The sequence below is a fragment of the Massilia sp. UYP11 genome, from assembly GCF_050434805.1.
Taxonomy (GTDB): domain Bacteria; phylum Pseudomonadota; class Gammaproteobacteria; order Burkholderiales; family Burkholderiaceae_D; genus Telluria.
The window spans coordinates 13,231-36,371 of sequence record NZ_JBNDJE010000002.1 but is presented as its reverse complement, the minus strand read 5'-3'; the positions used below and the strand labels follow the sequence as shown (position 1 = coordinate 36,371).

18 protein-coding genes and 1 pseudogene are annotated in these 23,141 nt (G+C 61.9%); 12 read left to right on the top strand and 7 right to left on the bottom strand.

Annotated features, from left to right (window positions below):
- Positions 1-35 precede the first annotated feature (35 nt).
- The 5 genes from ABIB38_RS03650 (at position 36) to ABIB38_RS03630 (ending at position 7,364) form a co-directional block, all read left to right on the top strand.
- Positions 36-2,408, top strand: coding sequence for a xanthine dehydrogenase family protein molybdopterin-binding subunit (locus tag ABIB38_RS03650; protein WP_429201830.1), 2,373 nt, complete (start codon positions 36-38; stop codon positions 2,406-2,408).
- Positions 2,409-3,164: an SDR family NAD(P)-dependent oxidoreductase gene (locus tag ABIB38_RS03645; RefSeq protein WP_429201828.1), complete on the top strand. Its 756-nt coding sequence runs from the start codon at positions 2,409-2,411 to the stop codon at positions 3,162-3,164.
- 33 nt (positions 3,165-3,197) lie between these two features.
- Positions 3,198-4,742, top strand: coding sequence for a class I adenylate-forming enzyme family protein (locus ABIB38_RS03640; RefSeq protein ID WP_429201826.1), 1,545 nt, complete (start codon positions 3,198-3,200; stop codon positions 4,740-4,742).
- Positions 4,742-6,217 carry an NADP-dependent succinate-semialdehyde dehydrogenase gene (gene gabD / locus ABIB38_RS03635; protein WP_429201824.1) on the top strand — a complete coding sequence of 492 codons (1,476 nt, stop codon included), beginning with the start codon at positions 4,742-4,744 and terminating at the stop codon, positions 6,215-6,217. The genes ABIB38_RS03640 and gabD overlap by 1 nt, the downstream gene beginning before the upstream one ends.
- A 148-nt stretch (positions 6,218-6,365) precedes the next feature.
- On the top strand, positions 6,366-7,364 hold the full coding sequence (locus ABIB38_RS03630; RefSeq protein WP_429201822.1) for a winged helix-turn-helix transcriptional regulator: 999 nt from the start codon (positions 6,366-6,368) through the stop codon (positions 7,362-7,364).
- A 36-nt stretch (positions 7,365-7,400) separates the two neighbouring features.
- On the opposite strand, the pseudogene ABIB38_RS03625 reads toward ABIB38_RS03630, so the two are convergent.
- The 5 genes and pseudogenes from ABIB38_RS03625 to ABIB38_RS03605 form a co-directional block, all read right to left on the bottom strand.
- Positions 7,401-7,553 (bottom strand): annotated as a pseudogene (locus ABIB38_RS03625) (zinc ribbon domain-containing protein); the annotation flags it as partial.
- Between the two features lie 355 nt (positions 7,554-7,908).
- Positions 7,909-8,949, bottom strand: a complete 1,041-nt coding sequence (locus ABIB38_RS03620; protein WP_429201820.1) for a branched-chain amino acid ABC transporter permease — start codon at positions 8,947-8,949, stop codon at positions 7,909-7,911.
- 10 nt (positions 8,950-8,959) lie between these two features.
- Positions 8,960-9,847, bottom strand: a complete 888-nt coding sequence (locus ABIB38_RS03615) for a branched-chain amino acid ABC transporter permease (RefSeq protein WP_429201818.1) — start codon at positions 9,845-9,847, stop codon at positions 8,960-8,962.
- Between the two features lie 10 nt (positions 9,848-9,857).
- Positions 9,858-10,565 (bottom strand): ABC transporter ATP-binding protein, encoded by a 708-nt coding sequence (locus ABIB38_RS03610; RefSeq protein WP_429201817.1) that lies wholly within the window; start codon positions 10,563-10,565, stop codon positions 9,858-9,860.
- Complete coding sequence (locus ABIB38_RS03605; protein WP_429201816.1) at positions 10,562-11,332, bottom strand: ABC transporter ATP-binding protein; 771 nt, start codon at positions 11,330-11,332, stop codon at positions 10,562-10,564. The genes ABIB38_RS03610 and ABIB38_RS03605 overlap by 4 nt, the downstream gene beginning before the upstream one ends.
- 207 nt (positions 11,333-11,539) lie before the next feature.
- Between ABIB38_RS03605 and ABIB38_RS03600 the strand changes: the two genes are divergently transcribed.
- From ABIB38_RS03600 to ABIB38_RS03580, 5 genes are all read left to right on the top strand, one after another.
- Positions 11,540-12,751, top strand: a complete 1,212-nt coding sequence (locus tag ABIB38_RS03600) for an ABC transporter substrate-binding protein (RefSeq protein ID WP_429201814.1) — start codon at positions 11,540-11,542, stop codon at positions 12,749-12,751.
- Positions 12,752-13,238: 487 nt separating this feature from the next.
- On the top strand, positions 13,239-14,339 hold the full coding sequence (locus ABIB38_RS03595) for a porin (RefSeq protein ID WP_429201813.1): 1,101 nt from the start codon (positions 13,239-13,241) through the stop codon (positions 14,337-14,339).
- A gap of 502 nt (positions 14,340-14,841) precedes the next feature.
- Entirely contained in the window at positions 14,842-15,810 is a 969-nt protein-coding gene (locus ABIB38_RS03590; protein ID WP_429201811.1) for an IS1595 family transposase, read from the top strand.
- 280 nt (positions 15,811-16,090) lie between these two features.
- Positions 16,091-17,830: a GMC family oxidoreductase gene (locus tag ABIB38_RS03585; RefSeq protein WP_429201809.1), complete on the top strand. Its 1,740-nt coding sequence runs from the start codon at positions 16,091-16,093 to the stop codon at positions 17,828-17,830.
- Between the two features lie 543 nt (positions 17,831-18,373).
- A complete protein-coding gene (locus ABIB38_RS03580; protein WP_429201807.1) occupies positions 18,374-19,216 on the top strand; it encodes a hypothetical protein in 843 nt (280 codons plus the stop codon).
- Between the two features lie 1,028 nt (positions 19,217-20,244).
- Here the strand turns inward: ABIB38_RS03580 and ABIB38_RS03575 are convergent.
- Entirely contained in the window at positions 20,245-20,523 is a 279-nt protein-coding gene (locus ABIB38_RS03575) for a helix-turn-helix domain-containing protein (RefSeq protein ID WP_184236219.1), read from the bottom strand.
- Positions 20,524-20,648: 125 nt separating this feature from the next.
- Between ABIB38_RS03575 and ABIB38_RS03570 the strand changes: the two genes are divergently transcribed.
- Positions 20,649-21,050 (top strand): hypothetical protein, encoded by a 402-nt coding sequence (locus ABIB38_RS03570; protein WP_184236222.1) that lies wholly within the window; start codon positions 20,649-20,651, stop codon positions 21,048-21,050.
- Positions 21,051-21,180: 130 nt separating this feature from the next.
- Here the strand turns inward: ABIB38_RS03570 and ABIB38_RS03565 are convergent, their stop codons facing one another.
- Complete coding sequence (locus ABIB38_RS03565; RefSeq protein WP_162819330.1) at positions 21,181-22,224, bottom strand: DNA-binding protein; 1,044 nt, start codon at positions 22,222-22,224, stop codon at positions 21,181-21,183.
- Positions 22,225-22,563: 339 nt separating this feature from the next.
- On the opposite strand from ABIB38_RS03565, the gene ABIB38_RS03560 reads away from it, so the two are divergent.
- Entirely contained in the window at positions 22,564-23,097 is a 534-nt protein-coding gene (locus ABIB38_RS03560; RefSeq protein WP_157225732.1) for a hypothetical protein, read from the top strand.
- Positions 23,098-23,141 lie beyond the last annotated feature (44 nt).

Here is a 23,141-nt window from a genome sequence, read left to right as displayed (position 1 = left end):
CTGTCTAACACATCGAACGCAGGACCAATGACATCATGGAAACAACAAGCCAAGAAAAACTCGTCGGCACGCGCGTCAAGCGGACAGAGGACCCGCGCCTGCTGACCGGTCGCGGCTGTTACGTCGACGACAAGCAAGTCGCTGGAGTACTGCACGTGGCTTTCCGCCGCAGCGACCAGTCGCATGCGCGCATTGTGTCGATCGACGTCGCCGCCGCGCTCGACCTTCCCGGCGTGGTTGCCGTTTATACAGCCGAGCAGATGGAAGGGATGGTGAAACCGATCTTCGCCACTTCCAGAATGCCGGATTATCATCCGACCGCGATCTATCCGCTGGCGCGCGGCAAGGTGCGCTTTGTAGGAGAGGCCGTGGTGGCCATCGTCGCCGAGAGCCGATACCTGGCCGAAGACGCGACCGAACTCATAAATATCGAGTACGAACAGCTGCCGGTTGTGATCGACCCGGAAGCTGCGGCCGAAGAGGGTGCACCGCTGTTACACGAGGATGCCGGCACCAATGTACTGGTCAGGCGCGAGTTTCGCCGTGGCGACATCGACGCCGTCATGGCGGAGGCGCCGGTCAAAGTCGGCGGGCGCTTCCGCTTTCACCGCAAGACTGCGCTCGCGATGGAAAACCGCGCCTACCTGGCGGAATACGACCAGGGCAGGCGCTCGCTCACGCTGTATTCGAGCACCGGCAGCCCCGGAATCGTGCGTGACGCGCTGGTCGACATTCTCGACATCCCGGGAAACAGGATCCGCGTGGTCGCGCCCGACGTCGGCGGCAGCTTTGGCGGCAAAGGTTCACTGTACCCGGAGGAGATCCTGGTGTGCGCTGTCGCGCGCCAGCTGGGCCGGCCGATCAAATGGACCGGGGACCGCCTCGAGGACCTGTCCAGTACCAGCCAGGCGTTCGACGAGACCGTTGACGCCGAGCTGGCGCTCGATGCGGATGGCGTCATCCAGGGACTGCGCTGCAGCGTGACCGGCGATGTCGGAGCCTACTCGATTTATCCGTGGACCGCGGGCCTGGAGCCGGTGCAGGTGATCAGCTTCATGCCGGGCCCCTACCGGGTCCCGGTGTACCACGGCAAGGTGCGCGCAGTGGCGACCTCGAAACCGCCGACCGGCCCCTATCGCGGGGTGGGCCGCCCGACCTCGACATTTGTCATGGAACGCCTGGTCGACATGGCCGCACACCGTCTCGGCATCGATGCAGGAGAGATTCGCCTGCGCAATCTGATCCGTCCCGAAGATTTCCCCTACAAGAGCGCCCCCGGTATTGTCTGGGACCGGTCCGGCTTCATCGAATGCCTGCGCGCCGGTCGCGATGCGTTCGGCTACGACGAACTGCGCCGCAAGCAGGCCGCCGCGCGCGCCGCCGGACGCTGGGTCGGAATCGGTATCGCGTCCTATGCCGAATTGTCCGGCATTGGCTCGCGCATCTCGGCCTCGCCGGGGATGCCGATCAATACCGGCACCGAGATCGCCACGATCAAGATCGATCCGAGCGGTTCCGTGACCGCCTGCTTCGGCATCGCTTCCCACGGCCAGGGCCTGGAGACCACGCTGGCCCAGGTGGTGGCGGACGAACTGGGCGCGCGCTTCGAAGACATCACGGTGGTCCAGGGCGACACCTCGGTGGTGTCGCACAGCACCGGCACCTACGCCAGCCGCAGCGCGGTGCTGGCGGGCGGCGCCGGTACGCTCGCCGCGCAGGGACTGCGCGCCAAGCTGTGCCGACTCGGTGCCTTCCTGCTCGAGAGCCATGCGGATCAGATCGACATCCGAAACAGCGTGGTGACGGCGCGCGACAGCGGCAAGAGCATCAAGATTTCGGATATCTCGCATGCGGTGTACGCGCAGATGGGGCGGATCCCGAAGGACGTCATCGAGGTGCTCGAGGAAACGCAATCCTACGATCCGGTGTGGGGTACCACGAGTTCCGGCACCCACTTCGCGATGGTCGACATCGATCCCGAGACCTTCACGGTCCGCGTCACCGACTACCTCGTTGCCGAGGACTGCGGCCGTATCATCAATCCGATGATTGTCGACGGCCAGGTCCACGGCGCAGTCGCGCAGGGCATCGGCGCTGCGCTCTACGAGGAAATGGTCTATGACGCGCGTGGCCAGCTGCTCACGGCGAGCCTGGTCGACTACGTCGCACCGGCGGCCCCGGAGGTACCTGACATCCACGTGCTCCACCTCGAGTCGGCTCTCGCGGCAACCATTGGCGGTTTCCGCGGGATGGGCGAGGGGGGGACCATCGGCGCGCCCGCTGCGATCGCCAACGCGGTGTCCGACGCGTTGACCCCGATGGGCATCGAGATACGCGAATTGCCGGTCACGCCAGAGCGCTTGTTCCGCCTTATCCAACAACAATCATCAGCCAACCAGGAGAACTAAATGCATGCATCGCTGAAAGGGAAAGTCGCACTTGTCACCGGAGCCGGTCGCGACGTCGGCCGCGAGATCTCGCTGGCGCTTGCCGCCGACGGGGCCATTGTAGCCGTCAACTACAACAGTTCCGAGAGCGAAGCGCAGGACGTGGTCGCCGCGATCAAGGCGGCCGGCGGCGACGCGCGCGCCTACCGTGCGAACGTCGGCAACTACGAGGACGTGCGCGCGATGATCGACGCGGTCGTCAGCGACTTCGGCAGGATCGACATTCTTGTCAACAACGCCGGTGTGGTGATTCCTGAACGCTTCGTCGAAAGCAAGCCTGAAAACTGGCAACGCCAGATCGACGTCGACCTGTACGGCACGATCCACACCAGCCATGCCGTGGCGCCGTACATGATCAAGCAGCAAGGTGGGCGCATCATCACGCTGGCAGGCGACTCTTCGCGAATCGGCGAAAGCAACCTGGCCATCGCCGCGGCTGCGCGCGCCGGTGGCATCGCGCTGATGAAATCCCTGGCCAGGGAACTCGGACGGGCGAACATCACCTGCAATTGCCTGTCGCTGGGCTTGATCGAAACGGCGCACTCCGATCCGGAATTTCTCGCAGCACACCGCGATAAAATCGTGCGACAGTATCCTCTGCGCCGTATCGGCAAACCCGCGGACGTCGCGCCCACCGTGGCGTTTCTCGCTTCCGATGGCGCGGCGTGGATTACCGGCCAGGTGCTGAGCGTGAATGGTGGCTTCTGCATGGTCTGACTCGCTGGCCGATAAAAATAATGGAGACAAGCGATGATACGTAACGAACTGATCGAATCCGTCGGCACCCTGGTTCAGCGGCACGCGCAGGCCAGGCCGGACAAGGTCGCTTACCGGGATGCCGGTTCTTCCGTCACCTACGGCCAGCTGGCCGAATCGACGGCAAACCTCGCAGGGCACCTGGAGGCACTGGGCGTGGCCGTGGGCGACAGCGTCGCGCTGTGCCTGCCCAGCTCGGTAGCCTGGGTCGAATGCTGCTTCGCGACCGTCAGGGCAGGCGCCGTCTGCGTGCCAATCAGTCATGATGCCACCGAGCCGGAAATCGCCTACCGGCTCGACGACGCGGCTTGCCGGGTGATCATTACGACCGCCGACCGCGTCGCCGCCATGCAGTCGCTGGCGGCCTCGGTACCGATCATCGTGGCAAACGCGGCGGAGCAGTACGGCGCACTGAGTTTCGAGCGCTTGCGTTCGACGCCCGCAGGCCAGGCGCCACGCGATCCTGCCACGATCGACGAACCTTCGTTCATTGTTTACACGTCCGGTACGACCGGCCGCGCCAAGGGGGTGCTGCTGTCCCAGCGCAGCATGCTGTGGGTGACGGCGGCGTGCTGGGCACCGATCGCGGGACTGAACGAAAACGATACGCTGCTCTCGCCGCTGCCGCTGTTCCACTCGTACGCACTGAACCTGTCGGTGCTGAGCGTGCTCGCAGTCGGCGCCAGCGAAACCATCCTCCAGCGATTTTCGAGTTCGGATGTGCTGGCACTCCTGAAGACCGGCGAATTCACGGTGTTCCCCGGCGTGCCGACGATGTTCCACTACCTGCTCGAAGCCGCCCGCATGGACCCCGAGTGCCGGTTCCCCAAGCTGCGCCTGTGCCTGTCGGCCGGCGCGATCATGCCCGCCGCGATCAATGCCGAATTCGAGCAGCGCTTCGGGGTGATGCTACTGGACGGCTACGGTATCACCGAAACCTCTACCATGGTGACGCTGAACTGGACGACCGGCGCGCGTGTCATGGGATCGTGCGGGCTGCCGCTGCCTGGACTGTCAACCCGCATCGTCGATCCGATCAGCGGCGATGACGTTGTCGCCGGCGCGGAAGGGGAACTGATCGTGCGCGGACCGAACGTGATGTTGGGCTACCACCGCAAGCCCGCCGAGACCGAAAGCGTGCTGCGCAACGGCTGGTACTACACCGGCGACCTGGCGCGCGCCGACAAGCACGGTTTCCTGACCATTACCGGGCGCCTGAAGGAAGTCATCATCCGCGGCGGCCAGAATATCGCGCCTTCGGAGGTGGAGGAGGCCGTCAGTTCGTTCGCCAGCGTGCTCGATTGCGCGGTCGTGGGAGCGCCGCACCCCCACCTCGGTGAGGTGCCTGTCGTATTCGTGACGACCCGCCCCGGGAAAGAGATGGTGGAGGCCGACCTGATCGCACATTGCCGCGCGCAGATCTCGGCTTACAAGCTGCCGGCAGCCGTGTACGTCGTGCATGAAATTCCGCGGACCGGGTCGGGCAAGGTGATGCGCTACCGGCTCCGGGAAAAGCTCGAAATGACAAAGGATCAATGATGAGTAATCTGAACCGGGTCGCCAGCCAGTTGCGCGATCCCACCCTGTTACGCGACCAATGCTTCATCGACGGCGAATGGCTCGGCGCCGACGGCGGCAAGACCATCGAGGTGAGCAATCCCGCGACCGGCGAGACCGTCGGCCAGGTGCCAAGAATGGGACAGGCCGAAACGCGGCGCGCGATCGACGCCGCCGCCAGGGCCCAGGTCGCATGGCGCGCGACCACCGCCAGGGAACGCGCTGCCATCCTGCGCAAATGGTTCGAGCTGCTGCTCGCAAACCAGGAGGATCTGGCCGTCCTCATGACCGTCGAGCAAGGCAAGCCGCTCGCAGAAAGCCGCGGCGAGATTGCCTACGCAGCGTCCTACATCGAATGGTTCGCCGAGGAGGCCAAACGCGTGTACGGCGACACGATTCCGGCGACAACGCCGGGAAAGCGGCTCGTGGTCATCAAGCAGCCGGTCGGCGTATGCGCGGCGATCACGCCATGGAATTTCCCTGCCGCGATGATCACCCGGAAGGCCGCGCCGGCGCTCGCCGCCGGGTGCACGATGGTGATCAAGCCGGCGAGCCAGACGCCATTGTCGGCACTGGCGCTGTGCGTGCTGGCCGAACGGGCCGGCGTCCCGCCCGGCGTCCTGTCCTGCGTCACCGGATCGGCCGCGGAGATCGGCGCCGAGCTTACCTCCAATCCGGTGGTACGCAAGCTGACATTCACCGGGTCTACCGAAATCGGCAAGATACTCATGGCGCAATGCGCCGGCACGGTCAAGAAAACCTCGATGGAGCTGGGCGGCAACGCGCCCTTCATCGTGTTCGATGACGCCGACATCGATGCGGCAGTCCAGGGCGCGATGGTGGCAAAGTACCGCAACGCTGGCCAGACATGCGTGTGCGCGAACCGCATCCTGGTGCAGGACGGCGTCTACGAGCTGTTCGTGGAACGCTTTGCAGCGGCAGTACGCGCCTTGAAGGTCGGTAACGGACTGGAGCCGGGCATATCGATCGGCCCGCTGATCGACGCTGACGCGGTACGCAAGGCCGAAGAGCACGTGGCCGACGCGGTCTCGAAAGGCGCATCGGTCGTCACCGGAGGCGAGCGCCGCTCGGACGGTGGCAACTACTTTACGCCGACGATCCTGGCCGGCGCCACGCGGGACATGAAGATCTTCCGCGAAGAGACGTTCAGCCCGGTCGCGCCCGTGTTCCGCTTTAGTACGGAACAGGAAGCGGTCGAGATGGCGAACGACACCGAATTCGGCCTCGCCGCATACTTCTACGGTCGCGACATCGGGCGGGTCTGGCGCGTCGCCGAAGCGTTGGAGTATGGCATGGTCGGCATCAATGAAGGGTTGATCTCGACTGAGGTGGCGCCATTCGGTGGTATCAAGGAAAGCGGCAATGGTCGCGAGGGTTCGCACTACGGAATCGACGACTACCTTGAGATCAAGTACCTCTGCATGGGCGGCATTTGATGCCGCCGGGAGCGTGGTAACACCTCCCCAGGGCTAGCCGGGTCTGTCGTTTCAAGCGACGGACCCGTTCCGGCAATGTATGCTATCCTGCCGGCCCTTCATTGCGCTTTCGACTACGTTTGCCCGTATTGTCGGAGGGCAAAAATTTATGTCCACCCAGTTAAAAATTATTGACCAGCTTCCAGCGCCATCCGTAGCAAGCGCACCGGCGCAAGACCGGTTTTGTTCAGTCGCGCGCACGGTGGAAATCCTGTCCGACGCATGGAGTTTCCTTGTGCTACGTGAAGCCTTTTTCGGCACCCGCCGTTTCGAGGGCTTCCAGAGTGTGCTGCGCCTGCCTCGCAATACCCTGGTGCTGCGCTTGAACCGGCTGACCGAACTCGGGCTTCTGCAAAAAGCCAGCTACTCGGCCGGCTCCACGCGCTTTGAATACCGCTTTGCAGACAAGGGCCTCGACCTCTTTCCGGTCATGTTGGCGATGCTCAAGTTTGGAGACACCTGGCTCCGCGGGGACAATGAGCCGCCGCTGCAACTGGTGCATACCGCCTGTGGCAAACCGTTTTCGCCTGTCGTCACCTGTTCCGCATGCGGGGAGCCGATCGATGCCCACGACGTGAAGTACCGGAATGGACCAGGGGCCGGCTCGAGTCCCCGTCCAACCGACCGCAAGCGTTCGCGCCGCCCGTCCGATCCGCAAGTACTGGAGCGCGTGCGCCCGTGTTCGGTTGCGCGTACCTTGCAAATCATCGGTGACCGCTGGACTTTCCTGGTGATCAGAGAAATGTTCTTCGGCGTAAGACGCTTCGATGAATTCCAGGCCAATCTTGGTATCGCCAGCAATATCCTGACCGATCGACTACAGCGGCTTAACGATCACGGCATCGTTGTCAAATGCGCATATCAACTTCGTCCGGAGCGGTTTGAATACCGATTCTCTGACAAGGGGCGTGACTTGTACGGCTCAATGCTGGTGATGATGCACTGGGGAGATCGCTGGCTGGCGGACGGGCGTCCGCCACTGCTGGTGCGGCACCGTAAATGCCAGCACGACTTCCATGCCCAGATTGCATGCAGCGAGTGCCATGAGCCGATCCAGGCACGGCAGGTGGACTACGAGATGCGCTACACGCTCGAGCCGGCCGACTGAGATCGCGGCGCGTCGGTCACATGCCCGTGGCCGGCACTCCGGGCAGCGCTGGCTGGTGTCGTGCAGCGGCACCGCCTGCAGCAGGCCGCCCCGCCATGCGATCTTGTATTCCAGCTGGCGCCGGAACTCGCACCGGCCCTGGTCGAGGATCGCCCGGCACAGCTGGCGCGCCTGTTCGCTACCGGGCATCAGCTGGTAGCGCCAGGCCTGGAGTCGCTGCATGCGTCCACGAGCAGGGCGCCGCCGGCGCTGGATGCGGCGTGCGCCATTGGCGCCCCACCCTCTGCAAAAGGACGCCTTCGGCGTCCGCGCTATCCTTGTCCGGCTTGAAGGACAGGGATTGCCGCGCACCCTGGCCAGACCGAAACGGTTCCGCTGCCCATTTTTTGAAGCGAGGGTGCGTGCCCGGCGGGCAAAGAAGTCAATGCCTCGCCCCAGCTGGATGATCGCCATTTGCGGGGCATGCTTCGTCACTTCCAGCAGGGGAACTGCGCGCGCTTGATCCGCCGGCAACGAATTGCAAACGGCGCGGCAGCGTCCATGTCTACAGGCCCGGATGGGAAGTCCGGGTGGTGCCGGCGGCGGGGGCGGGCGGATGTCCGGCGTTGGCAGCCTTGCGGGCTCTCCACGACGCGATCAGCGCGTTCGCCTCACCGACTACCCCGCGGCGGAAGCTCATCACGCACAAGATGAAGATGAATCCGATGACCGTTGTCACCGATCCACCCAGCCCGTTGAACCATTCCCAGCCAGTCAGCGATGCCAGTGCGCTGCCAATGTCACCGAGCTTGCTTTCAAGCGTGATGATCAGGATGGCGCCGACAATGGGTCCGATCAGGGTACCAAGGCCTCCCACCAGCGTCATCAATATCACCAGTCCCGACATCGACCAGTGCACGTCGGTCAGTGTGGCAAAGCCGAGCATGCTCGTTTTCACCGAACCGGCCAGCCCGGCCAGTGCCGCCGACAACACGAATGCCAGCAGCTTGTAGCGATTCACGTCATACCCCAGCGAAATCGCGCGCGCCTCGTTTTCCTTGATCGCCTTGAGCACCGTACCGAACGGCGAGTGAACGATTCGTACGATCAATGCGAACGCGGCCACGCAAATGGCCAGGACAACGAAGTACATGACCTTGTCGTCGCTCAGGTCAATCATGCCCAGCAGGTTTCCGCGCGGGATACTCTGCAGGCCGTCCTCGCCCCCGGTAAACGGCGCCTGCAGGAAAACGAAGTACAGCATTTGAGCCAGCGCCAGGGTAATCATCGTGAAGTAGATGCCCTGACGCCGGATCGCCAGCGCTCCCATGAGGAGGCCGCAGGCGGCCGCAGCCCCCACGCCGACCAGGATGCCCAGTTCGAATGACAAGCCCCATGACTGGAGCGCGTATCCGGTGACATAGGCAGCGCCGCCGAAGAATGCGGCGTGCCCGAAAGAGAGCAGGCCGGTGAACCCGATGAGCAGGTTGAACGCGCATGCGAACAGCGCGAAACACATCAGCTTCATCAGGAAAACGGGGTAAAAGAACTGCGGCAGTGCCAATGCCGCGGCGAGTGCGATTGCGTAGCCGAGCTTCTTGTTCATGTTTGTTCCTCTATTTCTCTTTGCCGAACAGGCCCGCAGGGCGCACCAGCAACACAATGACCATGATGATGAACACCACGGTAGCCGATAGTTCTGGATACACGACCCGGGTGAAACCTTCGATGACACCGAGGCCGAGGCCGGTAAGGATCGAACCCAGAATCGAGCCCATGCCGCCGATGACGACGACGGCAAACACCACGATGATCAGGTTCGATCCCATGAGCGGGGAGACCTGCGTCACCGGCGCCGCAAGCACGCCGGCCAGCGCCGCGAGCGCGACACCGAAGCCGTAGGTCAGGGTGACCATCACCGGGACGTTGATGCCGAAGGCCTCGACGAGTTTGGGGTTTTCGGTGCCGGCCCGCAGGTAGGCGCCGAGTTTCGTTTTCTCGATCGTGTACCAGGTCGCCAGGCAGACGGCGAGCGAAGCGAACACGACCCATGCACGGTAGCGGGGCAACATCATGAACCCGAGGTCGAACACGCCTGTGAAGAACTCGGGTACATCGAACGGTTGTCCCGCCACGCCGTAAATCGAGCGCAGCAGCCCTTCGATGACCAGGGTGATGCCGAAGGTCAGCAGCAATCCGTACAGGTGGTCGAGTTTGTAGAGGTGGCGCAGCAGCAGGCGCTCCATCACGATTCCGAAGGCGCCGACCACGATTGGAACGAGCAGGAGCGCCATCCAGTAATTCAGGCCGAGCTGGTTCAGGCCGATCCAGGCGAGGAAAGCGCCCAGCATGTAGAGGGCGCCGTGCGAAAAGTTGATCACGTTGAGCAGGCCGAAAATGACGGCCAGGCCAAGCGAAAGCATGGCGTAGAAGGAGCCATTGACCAGGCCGAGCGAAAGCTGGCTGAGGATGACGGGCAGCGGAATACCAAACAGTTCAGTCATCTCTATTTCCTTATACGCCAAGCAGTTCGTTCAGCAACGGCAGCTTTGCCTGCAGCTGCTGCGATTCGAAGTGTTCCACGATCTTCCCGTGCTCCATCACGTAGAAGCGGTCAGCCAGGGGGGCGGCAAAGCGAAAGTTCTGTTCGACCATCACGATGGTGTAGCCCTTCGCCTTGAGCGCGACGATCATGCGCGCCAGCGCCTGTACGATCACCGGGGCCAGGCCTTCCGATATTTCATCAAGCAGCAGCAGGCGTGCCCCGGTCCGGAGGATGCGGCCGATGGCGAGCATTTGCTGCTCGCCACCGGACAGGCGGGTTCCCTGGCTGGTGCGGCGCTCGGCGAGGTTGGGGAACATTTCATAGATTTCGGAGACCGCCATGCCGGGGCGGCCGGTGTTCAGCAACGGCGGCAGCATCAGGTTCTCCTCGGTCGACAGGGACGAGAAGATGCCGCGTTCCTCGGGACAGTAACCAACGCCCAGGTGCGCTACCTTGTGAGTCGGAACGGAGATCGCTTCGACGCCGTCGATCTTGATGGATCCGGTACGCTTACCGGTCAGACCCATGATCGCGCGCAGCGTGGTGCTACGGCCCGAACCATTCCGTCCCAGCAGCGTCACCACTTCGCCGTGCGCAACCGAGAGGTTCACGTCGTGCAGTACGTGCGATTCTCCATACCAGGCCTGCAGCCCGCTGATGTCGAGTGCCTGACTCATTGAACCGCTCCCCCGTGGGGAGCCGTGGACCCCATGTAAGCTTCCATCACTTGCGGATTGTTGGAGATCTCGTCGTAGTTCCCTTCGGCGAGGAGGGCGCCGCGCTGGAGCACGGAGATCCTGTCGCAGATCCCCGAGACCACGCTCATGTTGTGCTCGACCATCAATACGGTACGACCAGCTGCGACCTTCTTGATCAGCGCCGTTACGCGGTGCACGTCCTCATGGCCCATGCCCTGGGTTGGCTCGTCGAGCAGCATCAGCTCCGGCGCCATCGCCAAGGTCGTTGCGATCTCCAGCGCGCGCTTGCGACCGTAAGGAAGGTCCACTGTCCGCGAATCGGCGAACGACTCCAGATCCACCTCGGCCAGCAACTGCATCGCTTGCCCATTGAGCTTTTCCAGGCTGGCTTCACTGCGCCAGAAATGGTAGGACGTGCCCAGGTTGCGTTGCAGCGCGATGCGGACGTTCTCGAGGACCGACATTTGCGGGAACACCGCCGAAATCTGGAACGAGCGGATCACGCCCTGCCGGGCGATCTGTGCGGGCTTGTGAAAAGTGATGCGCTTGCCGTTGAACAGAATGTCCCCTGAGCTGGGAACGAGGAATTTGGTAAGCAGGTTGAAGCAGGTGGTCTTGCCGGCGCCGTTTGGTCCGATCAAGGCGTGGATGTGCCCACGCTGCACCTTCAGGTTTACGGCATTGACAGCCGTGAATCCCTTGAACTGCTTGCTGAGGTTTTGTGTTTCGAGGATGTGGTCTGTCATCGTGTCTCCATGCTTTATTATGACTTGCATAAACAGATTATCAGCGGGGTTGTGGTGTGTCAATCGATCCATGTACGCGCAGTAATTGCCTATGTAGTCACATAATTCCTTTGACTTTGCGCAACTTCCAAACTACTCTTTTTCCAGCAAGCGAATGACTTGCATAACAAAACTAGCTGGAAAATTCGACAACTTGGAGGAGGATCTATGAAATGGTTCGTTAAGGTATTGCCGCTGAGCGTAGCGATGATGTTCGCGGCAGGCGCCGCCGACGCACAAAACAAGCAACCGTTGCGAATCGGCGTAATGACGGACTTGTCCGGTCAGTTCTCGCATGAGGCAGGGCAGGGCTCGGTCAACGCGACCAAGATGGCGGTGCAGGATTTCGGCGGCAGCGTTCTGGGACGTCCGATCGAGATCCTGGTGAGCGATCACCTGAACAAGGCGGATGTCGCGGCAAGCAAGGCGCGTGAGTGGTTCGACACCAGGGACGTCCGCATGGTCACCAACCTGATCAATTCCGGCGTCGCACTCTCCGTCATCGGCGTTGCCAAGGAAAAGAACCGCATCGCCATCGTCAACGGCTCGGGTTCGTCGCGCATCACCGGCGACGCATGCACCCCGAACAGCATCCATTACGCGTACGATACCTATGCGCTGGCCCACGGCACGGGTAACGCGTTGATCAAGCAGGGGCTCGACAGCTGGTACTTCCTGACCGCGGATTATGCATTCGGCCATTCGCTCGAGGCCGACACGTCAGCGGCCGTGAAGGAAGCGGGCGGCAAGGTGCTCGGCAGCGTTCGCTACCCGATCAATACCTCGGACCATTCATCGTTCATCCTGCAGGCGCAAGCGTCGAAAGCCAAGGTCATCGCCCTGGCAGGATCCGGCACTGGCTTTATCAACGCGGTCAAATCCGCCTCGGAATTCGGCTTGACGCAGTCTCGTACTCAGACTCTCGCGGGCCTGCTGGTCTGGATCACCGATGTGGATGCAATGGGACTGAAAGCGGCGCAGGGCCTGACACTGACCACCGCGTTCTACTGGGACCGGGACGAGGCAACGCGGGCGTGGTCGAAGCGCTTCTTCGCGCTGACCAAGCGCATGCCCACCATGGGTGACGCGGGCGACTATTCGTCGACGCTGCACTACCTGAACGCAGTGAAGGCGGCCGGTACCGACGACACGGCGGCAGTCATGGCGAAGATGAAGGCCATGCCGATCAACGACATGTTTGCCAAGAACGGCAAGATCCGCGCCGACGGACGCATGGTGCATGACATGTACGTCTACCAGGTCAAGAAGCCGTCCGAGTCGAAGTATCCATGGGACTACTACAAGTTCCAGTCCGTGATTCCAGCAGAACAGGCTTACCGCCCGATCAATGAAGGCGGCTGTGCGCTGACGAAGGGCTGATCCGCCGCCCTGCGATGCAGCCTGCTCCACCAGTTCTCCGGCGGCGTCGCATGATGAACCGCCGGGACGGTGTGATGGCCGTATTGCCCCGGCGGGAGACCGGTACGCGTGCCGGGCGCGCCGCACCGGGGCGATCGGGCAGCTGGGCTGGAACAAGCGTCCTTGCCCAGCGACGCGGCCTTGCGCCGAAAAGCGGGCCTCGACATATCCAGTGCAAGCTCACGCGACATCTGAAACAAGGTGGGCGCCGGCACGATCCGGTTTTGCGGCCAGGCGCCTTCGAGCATGCCGTCGTATGCGATTGCGCGCCTGGGCCGTGTCCGCATGAAATTCGCCGAGCGTGGATTTGTCATGGAAGAGAGCAGGTGACCGGGCAGGACAGTTCCGAGCAGCTCGGGCGGAGCCGGCCATGGTCGAGCAGGCAAATGATGCGCTGGCAGGCCCGGCCTTCCATCCAATAATAATTTTTACAACTGGAGACATCCTCATGAAGAAGAACACCATCCATGCAGCCATCGCGGCCCTGGCCTGCGTTGCGGCACAGCCAGCGCTGGCGCAAGGCCAGGTCGCCATCTATGGCGTGCTCGATAGCGGCCTGGTGCATACCAACAACACGAATGCCGCCGGCGACTCGCTGACCAAGGTCCCGGGCCTGACCGGCAGCGTCCCCTCGCGCATCGGCTTTCGCGGCAGCGAAGATCTCGGCGGTGGGCTGCAGGCCCTGTTCGTCCTCGAAGGCGGGGTGAACGTCGACACCGGCACCAGCGGCCAGGGCAATCGCCTGTTCGGACGCCAGGCTTATGTCGGCCTGAAGGGCGGGTTCGGCACCGTGACCCTGGGCCGCCAGACCAACATGACTTTCCATTCCATGCTCAAGACCGACGTCATGGGCCCGAACATCTTCAGCACGTCGAGCATCGACCTGTATATCCCGAATGCGCGCAGCGACAACGCCATCGGCTACATGGGTACCTTCGGCAACGTAACGGCCGGCGCGACCTACAGCTTCGGGCGTGACGCCTCGTCGGCCGGGGGGCCGGCGGCCACCAACTGCGGCGGCGAGGTGCCCGGCAACGCGAAGGCCTGCCGCCAGGTGACTGCGCTGCTGGGCTACGATAACAAGACTTTCGGCGTGACTGCCTCGTACGACCAGATGCACGGAAACACGGGTGCGGCAGCCGGCCTGACGACCAGCGACAGCCGCGACCGCAGGACGACGCTGAACGCCTACGCGATGGCCGGCGCGACGAAAATCGGAGGTGGCGTGATGGTGCGCAGGAAAAGCGCAGCGACCCCGGCCTTCAATCTCGACTCGAACTTGTACTACCTCGGCGTCAGCCATCCGCTGTCGCCGGCGCTGGTGCTCGATGCACAGGTCGCGCGCCACGCCGTCATGAACAGCGCCAATGACTCGAGCCTGGCCGTTGCCCGCCTGACCTATAGCCTGTCGAAGCGCACTGCGCTTTACAGCTCGCTTGGCCACATGCGTAACGCGGGGCTGGCCGCGATCGCGCTCGATGTCGGCGGCACCGTGGGCGTGGGGATGAACCAGTCGGGCGTGTCGGTTGGCGTGCGACACGGGTTCTGAATCGACAGCCGTGTCCGGCCGGCTTTCCGGCCAGGTGCGGCGCACCCCGAGATTGCAGCGGTCGAGCAGGTAGCCGAGGGTGGCGTCGACCGAGTGATCGTGTGGAATCCGCGGCGACTGCAGGCGCCGCCTAAGCTGCGGGAACGCCGGCTCGAGCCGCGCACCTGGCAACTCTCGAAGACCCCGAGCAAGCGCGAGTAAGAATCCGTACAAATGAGGAGTTGGTTGATCGGCTGCGTCAAGAACTAGCGGCCGCTATTGCAACAACCCCAAGTATGGAGACGCGATTGCGTGACCTTCGGCGCCAAGTGGCGGACACGATGTTACGCGCCGATCAACAGAACATTGCACACCTCGCTGAAAGGGAGGGGTTGGCCGAGCGGACTCACTTGGCCGAGCAACGGCTTGCAGAAAGGCGCTGTCCTCATTAGCTGTGGATGAGCATTGAACTGCTGAGCTGACCCGCGGTCCAATCCCGGTCGTCATCGATCGGGAGCGTACGATGAAAGCGCCGCAGTTTGCGCAGCTGTTCGCCCAGCTGGCGCAGTTAAACCCGCCGCAGCGCCAGAAGGTGCTCGCGGCCCTGCATCCGGCAGCCGGGCTGGACCGGGTGACCGCCCTCATCGGCGAGATCCGGTCAACCGGGCGGCGCTGCCCGGACTGCGCCTGCGGGCGCTGCCACCGGCACGGCCAGGCCAACGACCTGCAACGCTATCGCTGCTGCGCATGCGGCCGCACCTTCAACGACCTGACCGGCACGCCGCTGGCGCGGCTCAGGCTCAAGGGCAAGTGGCTCGCCTATCTGGAAGCGGTGCTTGATTCGCGCTCGGTCCGCTCTGCGGCCAAGCGTGTCGGCGTGCACCGCAATACGGCCTTTCGCTGGCGTCATCGCTTTCTTGATCGGGTCAAGGACGACCGCCCGGCGCGTCTTTCAGGCATCGTCGAGGCCGACGAGATGTTCCTGCTCGAATCGCAAAAGGGTTCACGCAAGCTCGATCGCCAGCCGCGCAAGCGCGGCGGCAGAGCCGCCCTGCGCGGAATCTCGCACCACCTCGACTGCATCCTGGTGGCGCGCGACCGCGGCGGCCAGACCATCGACGCCGTGACCGGACGCGGCGCGTTAAAATTAGCCCAGCTGGTCCAGCACCTGCTGCCGAAACTCGATCCCCAGGCGCTGCTAGTGACGGACGCCAACGCCGCCTATGCCGCCTTCGCCCGTGCCCACGGCATCGCGCATCAAGCCGTCAATCTCAGCACTGGCGAACGGGTCCGCAAGGGCGTCGAGGGCGCCATCCATGTGCAGAATGTCAACGCCTACCACCGGCGCTTCAAGGAATGGCTGGCGCGCTTCCATGGCGTGGCGTCGCGCCGGCTACCCAACTACCTGGGCTGGCATTGGGCGCTCGATGGCGGGCGGGTACCATCTGTCGAGCAATTGCTGTGCATCGCATGCGGGGTCATCAACAGCTAGCGGGTACAGCGCCTGCAGAAATGGAAAAGCGCGCTCTGCCGGATGGGAAATTCTGTCGCTATGAAGGGTTATATTCTGTCGGTCGACCGCCTGCCGCAAGGGTGCTCCTAAAGTGTTACAACTGGCTCAAATTGCGCGTCGCGAGTGTCGCAACCTGCGACAACTTCGACGCGGATCGGCACTCGTTCGGCCTGAAATGAATTGGCACGCGTCTTGCGTATAGCACGAGGTCACACCTGCTGTGACCCACGCAAAACACAATACCAATCACGGAGACCGTATGAACACCACTTCCAATGAGCCCCTCGGAATCGAGCAGGGAGACCGGGTCAATGCCCTCGAGCTCGCGCTGATGCGCGGCCAGCTGGACCGCCGCAGTTTCATGAAGCTTGCCGCCGCGATCGGGCTGTCCACCGGTTCCGCCGCCGCGATCGCACAGCAGGCGAGCGCCATCGCCGCCAACCAGGCCGAGCGAGCCCGCAACCTGCTGGCTCAGTACGATTACATCGTCTGCGGTGCGGGTTCGTCCGGCTGCGTGGTGGCCAGCCGCCTGTCCGAAAACCCCGACGTGAAGGTCTTGCTGCTCGAAGCCGGCGGCGATGACCAGGCGCCCAGCATCCTGAACCCGGGAGTCTGGTACACCAACCTCGGTACGGAACGCGAGTGGGGTGACGAGTCGACTCCCCAGCGGCACCTGAACGGCCGCAGCGTGAAGCTTGCCATGGGCAAGGCGCTCGGTGGCGGGAGCAGTATCAACGTCATGTGCTACGTGCGCGGGCACAAGAACGATTTTGACTACTGGGCGGCGGAAGCCGGCGACCCCGAGTGGAACTACGAGCACGTGCTGAAAATGTACAAGGGGGTCGAGAACTGGCAAGGCGCGCCGGACCCGGCTTACCGTGGTACGGGCGGCAATGTCTGGGTGCAGCCGGCTCGCGATCCGAATCCGATCGCACCAGCCATGGTCAGGGCCGCCGCCGGTATCGGGATTCCATCCTATGACGACCACAACGGCGCAATGATGGAAGGCCCCGGGGGCTGCGCCATCGCCAACACCAGCATCCGTGACGGACGGCGCCTGAACATGGCCGCGCACTACCTGCATCCGGCAATGCATCGGCCGAACCTGACGGTGCTGACCCGTGCCGAGGTGCGCAAGATCGCGCTCACCGGGAATCGGGCGACGGGTGTCGAGTTCACCTGGAACGGCAAGCTGCACAAGATCGCCGCAGGAAAGGAAATCGTCCTGTCGGCCGGCGCGCTCAACTCGCCCAAGCTGCTGATGCTGTCGGGGATCGGCGACAAGGCGCAACTGCGGCGCGCCGGGGTACGTCCGCTGCACCACCTGCCGGGCGTCGGCCAGAACTTCACGGACCACATCCTGCTGGGCGGCTGCGTCTGGGAGTACAACGTGCCCGAGGCGCCGCGCAACAACCTGGCCGAATGCACCTTCTTCTGGAAGAGCGACAGCCGGCTCGATACGCCGGACCTGCAGCCCTTCCAGATCGAGATCCCGTTTGTCAGCGACGCCAATGCCAAGCGCTATACCATGCCCGAGGCCGGGTGGTCGATCGCACCCGGCCTGGTGCGGCCGGAAAGCCGCGGCTGGCTGGAACTGCAGTCGGCGAATCCGCGCGACCGCCTGAAGATCCACGCCAACTTCCTCAGCGAGCCGGCCGACGTCAAGGCCCTGGTGCGCAGCGTGGAGCTGTGCCGCGAGATCGGCAACGCGCCCGAAATGCGCGAGTTCGCCAAGCGCGAAGTCATGCCCGGTCCGCTCAAGGGCAAGGAGATGGAGGACTTCGTTCGCAACGCCGCCAACACCTACTGGCACCAGACCAGCACCTGCAAGATGGGGCGCGACGCCATGGCCGTCGTCGACAGCAAGCTGCGCGTGCGCGGTATCGAAGGATTGCGCGTCGCCGACGGCTCCATCATGCCGCGCGTGACGACCGGGAACACCATGGCACCTTGCATGCTGATCGGCTTGCGCATGGCAGAGATTCTCAAACGCGCCTGAACGTCATGAGCACCCAGGGCGGGCGCGTTCCCGGAAGTAGGGCGGGTCACCGCGTCTGAACGGCCGGCGCAGGCCGGACGGTGGCACCGGAAGAGGGCGTCGCGCGCCGGCGCCTGCAGTGTCATCGATCCGGCTCACGGCGCGCCGTGAGCCGGTCTCCCGAAGGGCAGTGCGCGTGTGCGGTGCCCGTCATCCGGCTGGTGGGGGAATGCCACCTAACCATTAGGTCAAATTAGGTAGGGCTGCGCAGCACACCTAAAAAAATGCTACCAAAACGCAGAAACGGTCGATCTGTGTTCAAAGGGTGCTTTTAGGTGTAGAAAGATAGAACACATTTAGGTGTGAGCATTTTTTACCGGACGGCTCATCGCTCGCACTCGACTTCTCCGCCCGCAACTAACTCGACATTAGCATATATATTGTCGAGTTAAGCGTGGGGCAAGTGATTGCGCCAGTTTTTCGACCCTGGCGCGGGTAGAATCCCCACCACATGAAAACACGCCGCAACCGATGAAGATCGCGCATCTCTCTGCAGGAGCAACGTTGACCCGTAATGACGACCACGTGGCCGTGTTCGACCATGCCGGCGCCACCGACATCCTGGTGATCGATGGCGGCACGTCGGTGGCCCAGCGCGACTACCTCGATCCTGTCCATGGCGACGTGAGCTGGTTCGTGCGCGCGTTCACGGCGGCGGTGGAACAGGAACTGGCGCCGGGCCGGAGCCAGCAGGCATGCGTGCACGCCGCGATTGCCGTCGTCTGTTACAGCTTCGATCGGCTGACCAGGGCCGGCCAGGCAACGGGGCAAAGCGCGATGCCGCTTCATGCATGGCCGATCGCAGCCATGACCTGGCTGCGCATCGACGAGCGGGACGGAGTCGGGCGCGCAGCGTTATACAGCCTGGGAGACTGCAAGAGTCTGCTGCGCACGGCCGCCGGAGACTGCGTCGATCTCGATCCGTTCGTGAATCCGCAGGATGCCGTCCTGCAGGCCGAGATAGCGAGACTGCGCGCAGACGGCGTCATCGATGCCGAACAACGGCGCGAGCGCATGCTGCCGATGCTGCGCGCGCGGCGCGAGTTCCAGAATACTCAGTCCGCGCCGACCGTCCTGTGCCTGCGTCCTGTCGGCGCATTCCAGGCACGCACGCGCAGGGTCGAGCTGGAATCGGGTACGCGGCTCTTGATCATGACGGACGGCTTTTATCGGCTGGTCGATCCATATGGCCGGTATACCGATGACGCACTGATGGATGCCTGTCTCAACCGGGGATTGCCGGCAATGCTGGATGAGTTGCGGACGCATGAGGCGGTCGCCGGCGGCACCGGAGCAAGGGCGGTCAAGGCGGCGGACGATGCGTCGGCGGCGATCTGGGCCGGATAGCGGGCGGTTTCCAGCCTGCAGGCATTGCGAAATGGGGTAGGCGCCCCGACTGTCGACCTGCCGGGGCGCGTTGGCGATAGCGTATTTAACATAATATAGATTATGCGAAGTCTGGTGCGGGTCGACGTCGTCGCCTTTCTGACCAGCTCTCGGAAGCAAAAGCGCTCGTACCTAAAACTCCGTACTCGGGGCACCTTAATCTACCGACTCGGCGTCAAAGCCCCGTTTTCCCCGTCGAGTCTATATGTTTAGGTAAATCTTCATGGCCTACTCATCACGTCAATAGCTTTAGGTACAACGGAAGTATTTATGGATACGGAATCGCGTCGGATGTTCAGTGATGACAGACGAGACAACTGGCTGCAGCTCGCGGATCGGCGTGTGGGACTCGGGCCGCTGGCGTCAGGCCTGGCCTATTTGTCTGGCTTGCTTCGTGAGGGTCGCCGCTGACGACGCGCTGCCCGTGCCAAACCCAACTCCTCGCTGGCCGATTCCGATTTCGGCGCTGTTCGCTCAAGCCGTCCGCGAAGCTCAGTCACCCTGGCGCGCTCGGCGGCAAGCTGGCTACCCAGCTCCGCACTCTGGTGCGCGCTTTCCGCAGCCTGGCGGGCGGCTCGGTCGCGTTCGTCGGCCAGTAGTTCGGTCTTTGCTATATAGCAGCGCTCCGAAGTAAATCGTGGAAGTTTTCGGAACTAATTGTTTGAAGTCTGCCGCGTCGCATAGGTGTCCAAGTTTTACTTCGTATCTTGCCGCCTGTGCTTCATCCTAGGCTCATAGCGGTCTAACCTGTGGCTTTCTTGGTTTTACCGGCGAGCTTTACGTAACTCGTCGTGCAGTCCCGATTTTTGCGGTAACCGTTAGGTAATACGCGCATGCGTCGGAAGTATGGCCGGGATACCAGCCGACTGCCATGCCACCCTGCAAGGATCCTCATTTGCGTTCGATTCTCTTGCAGTACGGCGGGACTGCTGCCTTTCGAGCCATCCAGAATCCCATACGTTTGCTTACCGCGAATCGCAACTGTCGTCCTAATCTTCGAACGATTTCAGGTCAGCTATTACCTGAGAAAAAAGTTTCTTTCGCTCCGCAATGTCCTTCGGCAGATACGCGAACGCAACGAGAGACAACGGATGTACACCCAGCACCGCTGCGATGTCGTCGATCTTTGTAATCGTAGGGGCTTTGATCCCGCGTTCCAGGCTGCTGAGATAGGTTCGACTCGAAACTACCGAAAAATCCTCTTGTGTCAGACCTCGACTCTTCCTCGCCTTCTGCAGTCCTGTTCCAAATTGTTTGAGCAACCCCACGAGCACCTCCGCATAAAATGCACGATGTACTCATGGCGAACACTTTAGGACTACAATCTATAGTGTTCATTTCGTACTGCAGAGGCATTCAAGTGATTACTACAGACAAAGCACATGAGGCGCCCATGTTTTCGATGGGGCCAGGGATCGCGACCTGGCGTGCAGCTACGCTAAGCCTAGGTATGCTCTACGTGTTCATCACCTACGCATTTAAAGAAGAGCGTCGCTGGGTCCAACAGACGACGATCCTCTGGGATCCTCGCGACGTACTACAGTTCTGCCGCACTTGCAACGGCAACAAGTTACTTAAAATTGTTGAGATTTCCCTACTTGAGCCTTACCGCAAGGAGAAAGTCAACACTTGGCGCTGGACATCGGTTTTGAATATTCGGCTATACGTCGAAGATGATGTCGAGATACCCGTCTACTTTACTGATGCCGGTGAAGCCGTTGGTCTGACTCGAGAAGAAGCGAAGCAGAAGATGAAATCGCTTTACAGGGCTCGGCCAAAACGAGAAGCAGCCTGAGCTCGTCTAAAGCGGTCAGAAGTACACCTCGAGCGCGCGAATTCCGAGAGCAAACGCTACACCGCCTACTCCAAGCTCGCAGTCAGTCTGCTGTTTCGATCGGTATCGAACTTCGTTCAACGCTAGCAATCTATTTGTCTTGTTTGCTGCCGGGTCGACGCCGCTGGCGAGGGATTACAGGCGTCGAGCGCGGCTCCCGCCTGCTTGGTTTCGATGTGCTGGCGAATCGCTCGAGTTGTTCACGCAACTCAGCAACCTTTGCTCGCTCTGCAGCGAGCTGGCTCTCCAGTTCCCCGCACTGAAATGCGGTTCTCATGGTCTGGCTAGCCGCTCGGTCTCGCTCGTCGGCAAGTAGTTCCGCCTTAGTCATATAGGCGCTGAGCTCTTGGCCTTGTCGGGCAAGCTGAAACTGAGCCCGCTGTGCCTCGGACTGGATTTCTTCAATGCGGGACGCGAACGTCCGGCGCTCGGCGTCGAGTTGCTTCTGCAGTTTCGTCGCCGCAGTTCGCTCTTTGTCCAGGTCAACCAGGGTTCTTTTCGCCAGATCGGTGTAACGCTGCTCAGCTTGAAGGATGCGGTCAGTTAATTTCTCGATCTCCGCCGCGCGCTCTCTTAACATCGAACTTATCTGGTCGCGCAACGTTTCAATGTCAGCTCTAGCCTCATTCAGTCTCAAGTCCGTTTCTTGCTGGGCTGCTGCTGCCGCGCCAAGTTCATCCCGCTGTTTTACGATCGTCCCCTCAGCTGCTGCTATTTGATCGCGGCCGTCCTTGAGCTGGGCAGACAGTTGAGCGATGTCATCTTCCAGACGGTCCTTTTCGGCCAGGGCAGCGTCGCGTTCGACCATTGCGCTCTGCCGCAATACAATGATCGACTCGTCAGCAGCCTTTTGGGCTAGCGCCCAGATCTCACCGATCAGCTGGCCGCCCGACTGCTTTACCTGATCGGGCAAGTCCGCATGCTGAAGGTCGACCCTTGCCCGTTCACGCAAGTCACTCCAAAACCTTTTCAATGCTTCGCTTGGAACAGACATACTCCCTTTCCGAACAAGCTGATAGAGAGCGTTCGTTGTTGGAGTCACGCCGTACCTGAAGAACATAACGGCACAAGCTTCCCTATAGAGATCCGCAGTGCGTGGAAACCGATCACGCAGGCAATCAATGTCAGCCTGCATAGAGGCTGTGCTTTGCCTATTCTCGAGCATATACCCCCCTTTTCGTAGTCCCGTAATACTACGTAAAACGTAACGAAACCGGCGCCCTCCTCTGAAAATATGACATTACTCCTATAATGTCGAATATGCTCAAGCGCTGGCTGGAGAAGCGTCGCGGGCTGCCACTCTCCGTCTAACAGCCGCGGGATCTAAAACTGCAGCCACAACATGGAGATATCGACGAAGCAAAGGCCTTTTGCTCAGCTACCGTAAGAAATTAGTCTTTGCTACACTGGCAGGCAGCAATAGCAGGCTATAGGTCGAGCTGGTCGCTTTTTCATCTTGTAAGGGGGTTCTGGTTTGCGAGTACCCGACATCGAACTGACCGAGCGAGAGACCGATCTCCTGAACCAAATCAGGTTCCGCTACACATCGCATGATGAGCTCCGTGCGTCTCTTATGCCGATGGCAGGCCTGACCGAGTCGTTATTGGAACGCGGTGCGATCCCCGAGGTGCGGCTTTTATACTTCACCGATCCCGAGCGCAATCCAGGAGGGCGCGGGAAATCCCGTCAGCAGGTTTTCGAGAATAACGGCATCTCAGGTACTGAAATCTATGCTCATGGGAATTTCCTGAAGTTTCTCGAATACTTCATTTATGGCCCTGCCCTTCCGCCGAATATCGTCGCGAAATTCACGGAGGCCATGTCGTTCTCCGGGCATTTGACCTATGGGGACATCAACGACCTGGCTCCTGCTGCACGTGCCGCTGTGCGATCAGCTCGGCTTAATCCACACGAGGCCGCGGAAGAGTTCCACAAGTTAGCGCTTGAGTGCGGCGCAATGCCGTCTGGGGCCGAGAGTATCCGGAAGTCGGTCCTCGCTGTGCGCTAAGCCCCTAGGCTCCAGCGACCCGACCTTACGACCGGACGAGTGGT

Bases quoted from the DNA above. Each gene is read 5' to 3' on its own strand.
- ABIB38_RS03650 (WP_429201830.1), top strand. From the start codon at position 36: ATGGAAACAACAAGCCAAGAAAAACTCGTCGGCACGCGCGTCAAGCGG.
- ABIB38_RS03645 (WP_429201828.1), top strand. From the start codon at position 2,409: ATGCATGCATCGCTGAAAGGGAAAGTCGCACTTGTCACCGGAGCCGGT.
- ABIB38_RS03640 (WP_429201826.1), top strand. From the start codon at position 3,198: ATGATACGTAACGAACTGATCGAATCCGTCGGCACCCTGGTTCAGCGG.
- gabD (WP_429201824.1), top strand. From the start codon at position 4,742: ATGAGTAATCTGAACCGGGTCGCCAGCCAGTTGCGCGATCCCACCCTG.
- ABIB38_RS03630 (WP_429201822.1), top strand. From the start codon at position 6,366: ATGTCCACCCAGTTAAAAATTATTGACCAGCTTCCAGCGCCATCCGTA.
- ABIB38_RS03620 (WP_429201820.1), bottom strand. From the start codon at position 8,949: ATGAACAAGAAGCTCGGCTACGCAATCGCACTCGCCGCGGCATTGGCA.
- ABIB38_RS03615 (WP_429201818.1), bottom strand. From the start codon at position 9,847: ATGACTGAACTGTTTGGTATTCCGCTGCCCGTCATCCTCAGCCAGCTT.
- ABIB38_RS03610 (WP_429201817.1), bottom strand. From the start codon at position 10,565: ATGAGTCAGGCACTCGACATCAGCGGGCTGCAGGCCTGGTATGGAGAA.
- ABIB38_RS03605 (WP_429201816.1), bottom strand. From the start codon at position 11,332: ATGACAGACCACATCCTCGAAACACAAAACCTCAGCAAGCAGTTCAAG.
- ABIB38_RS03600 (WP_429201814.1), top strand. From the start codon at position 11,540: ATGAAATGGTTCGTTAAGGTATTGCCGCTGAGCGTAGCGATGATGTTC.
- ABIB38_RS03595 (WP_429201813.1), top strand. From the start codon at position 13,239: ATGAAGAAGAACACCATCCATGCAGCCATCGCGGCCCTGGCCTGCGTT.
- ABIB38_RS03590 (WP_429201811.1), top strand. From the start codon at position 14,842: ATGAAAGCGCCGCAGTTTGCGCAGCTGTTCGCCCAGCTGGCGCAGTTA.
- ABIB38_RS03585 (WP_429201809.1), top strand. From the start codon at position 16,091: ATGAACACCACTTCCAATGAGCCCCTCGGAATCGAGCAGGGAGACCGG.
- ABIB38_RS03570 (WP_184236222.1), top strand. From the start codon at position 20,649: ATGTTTTCGATGGGGCCAGGGATCGCGACCTGGCGTGCAGCTACGCTA.
- ABIB38_RS03565 (WP_162819330.1), bottom strand. From the start codon at position 22,224: ATGCAGGCTGACATTGATTGCCTGCGTGATCGGTTTCCACGCACTGCG.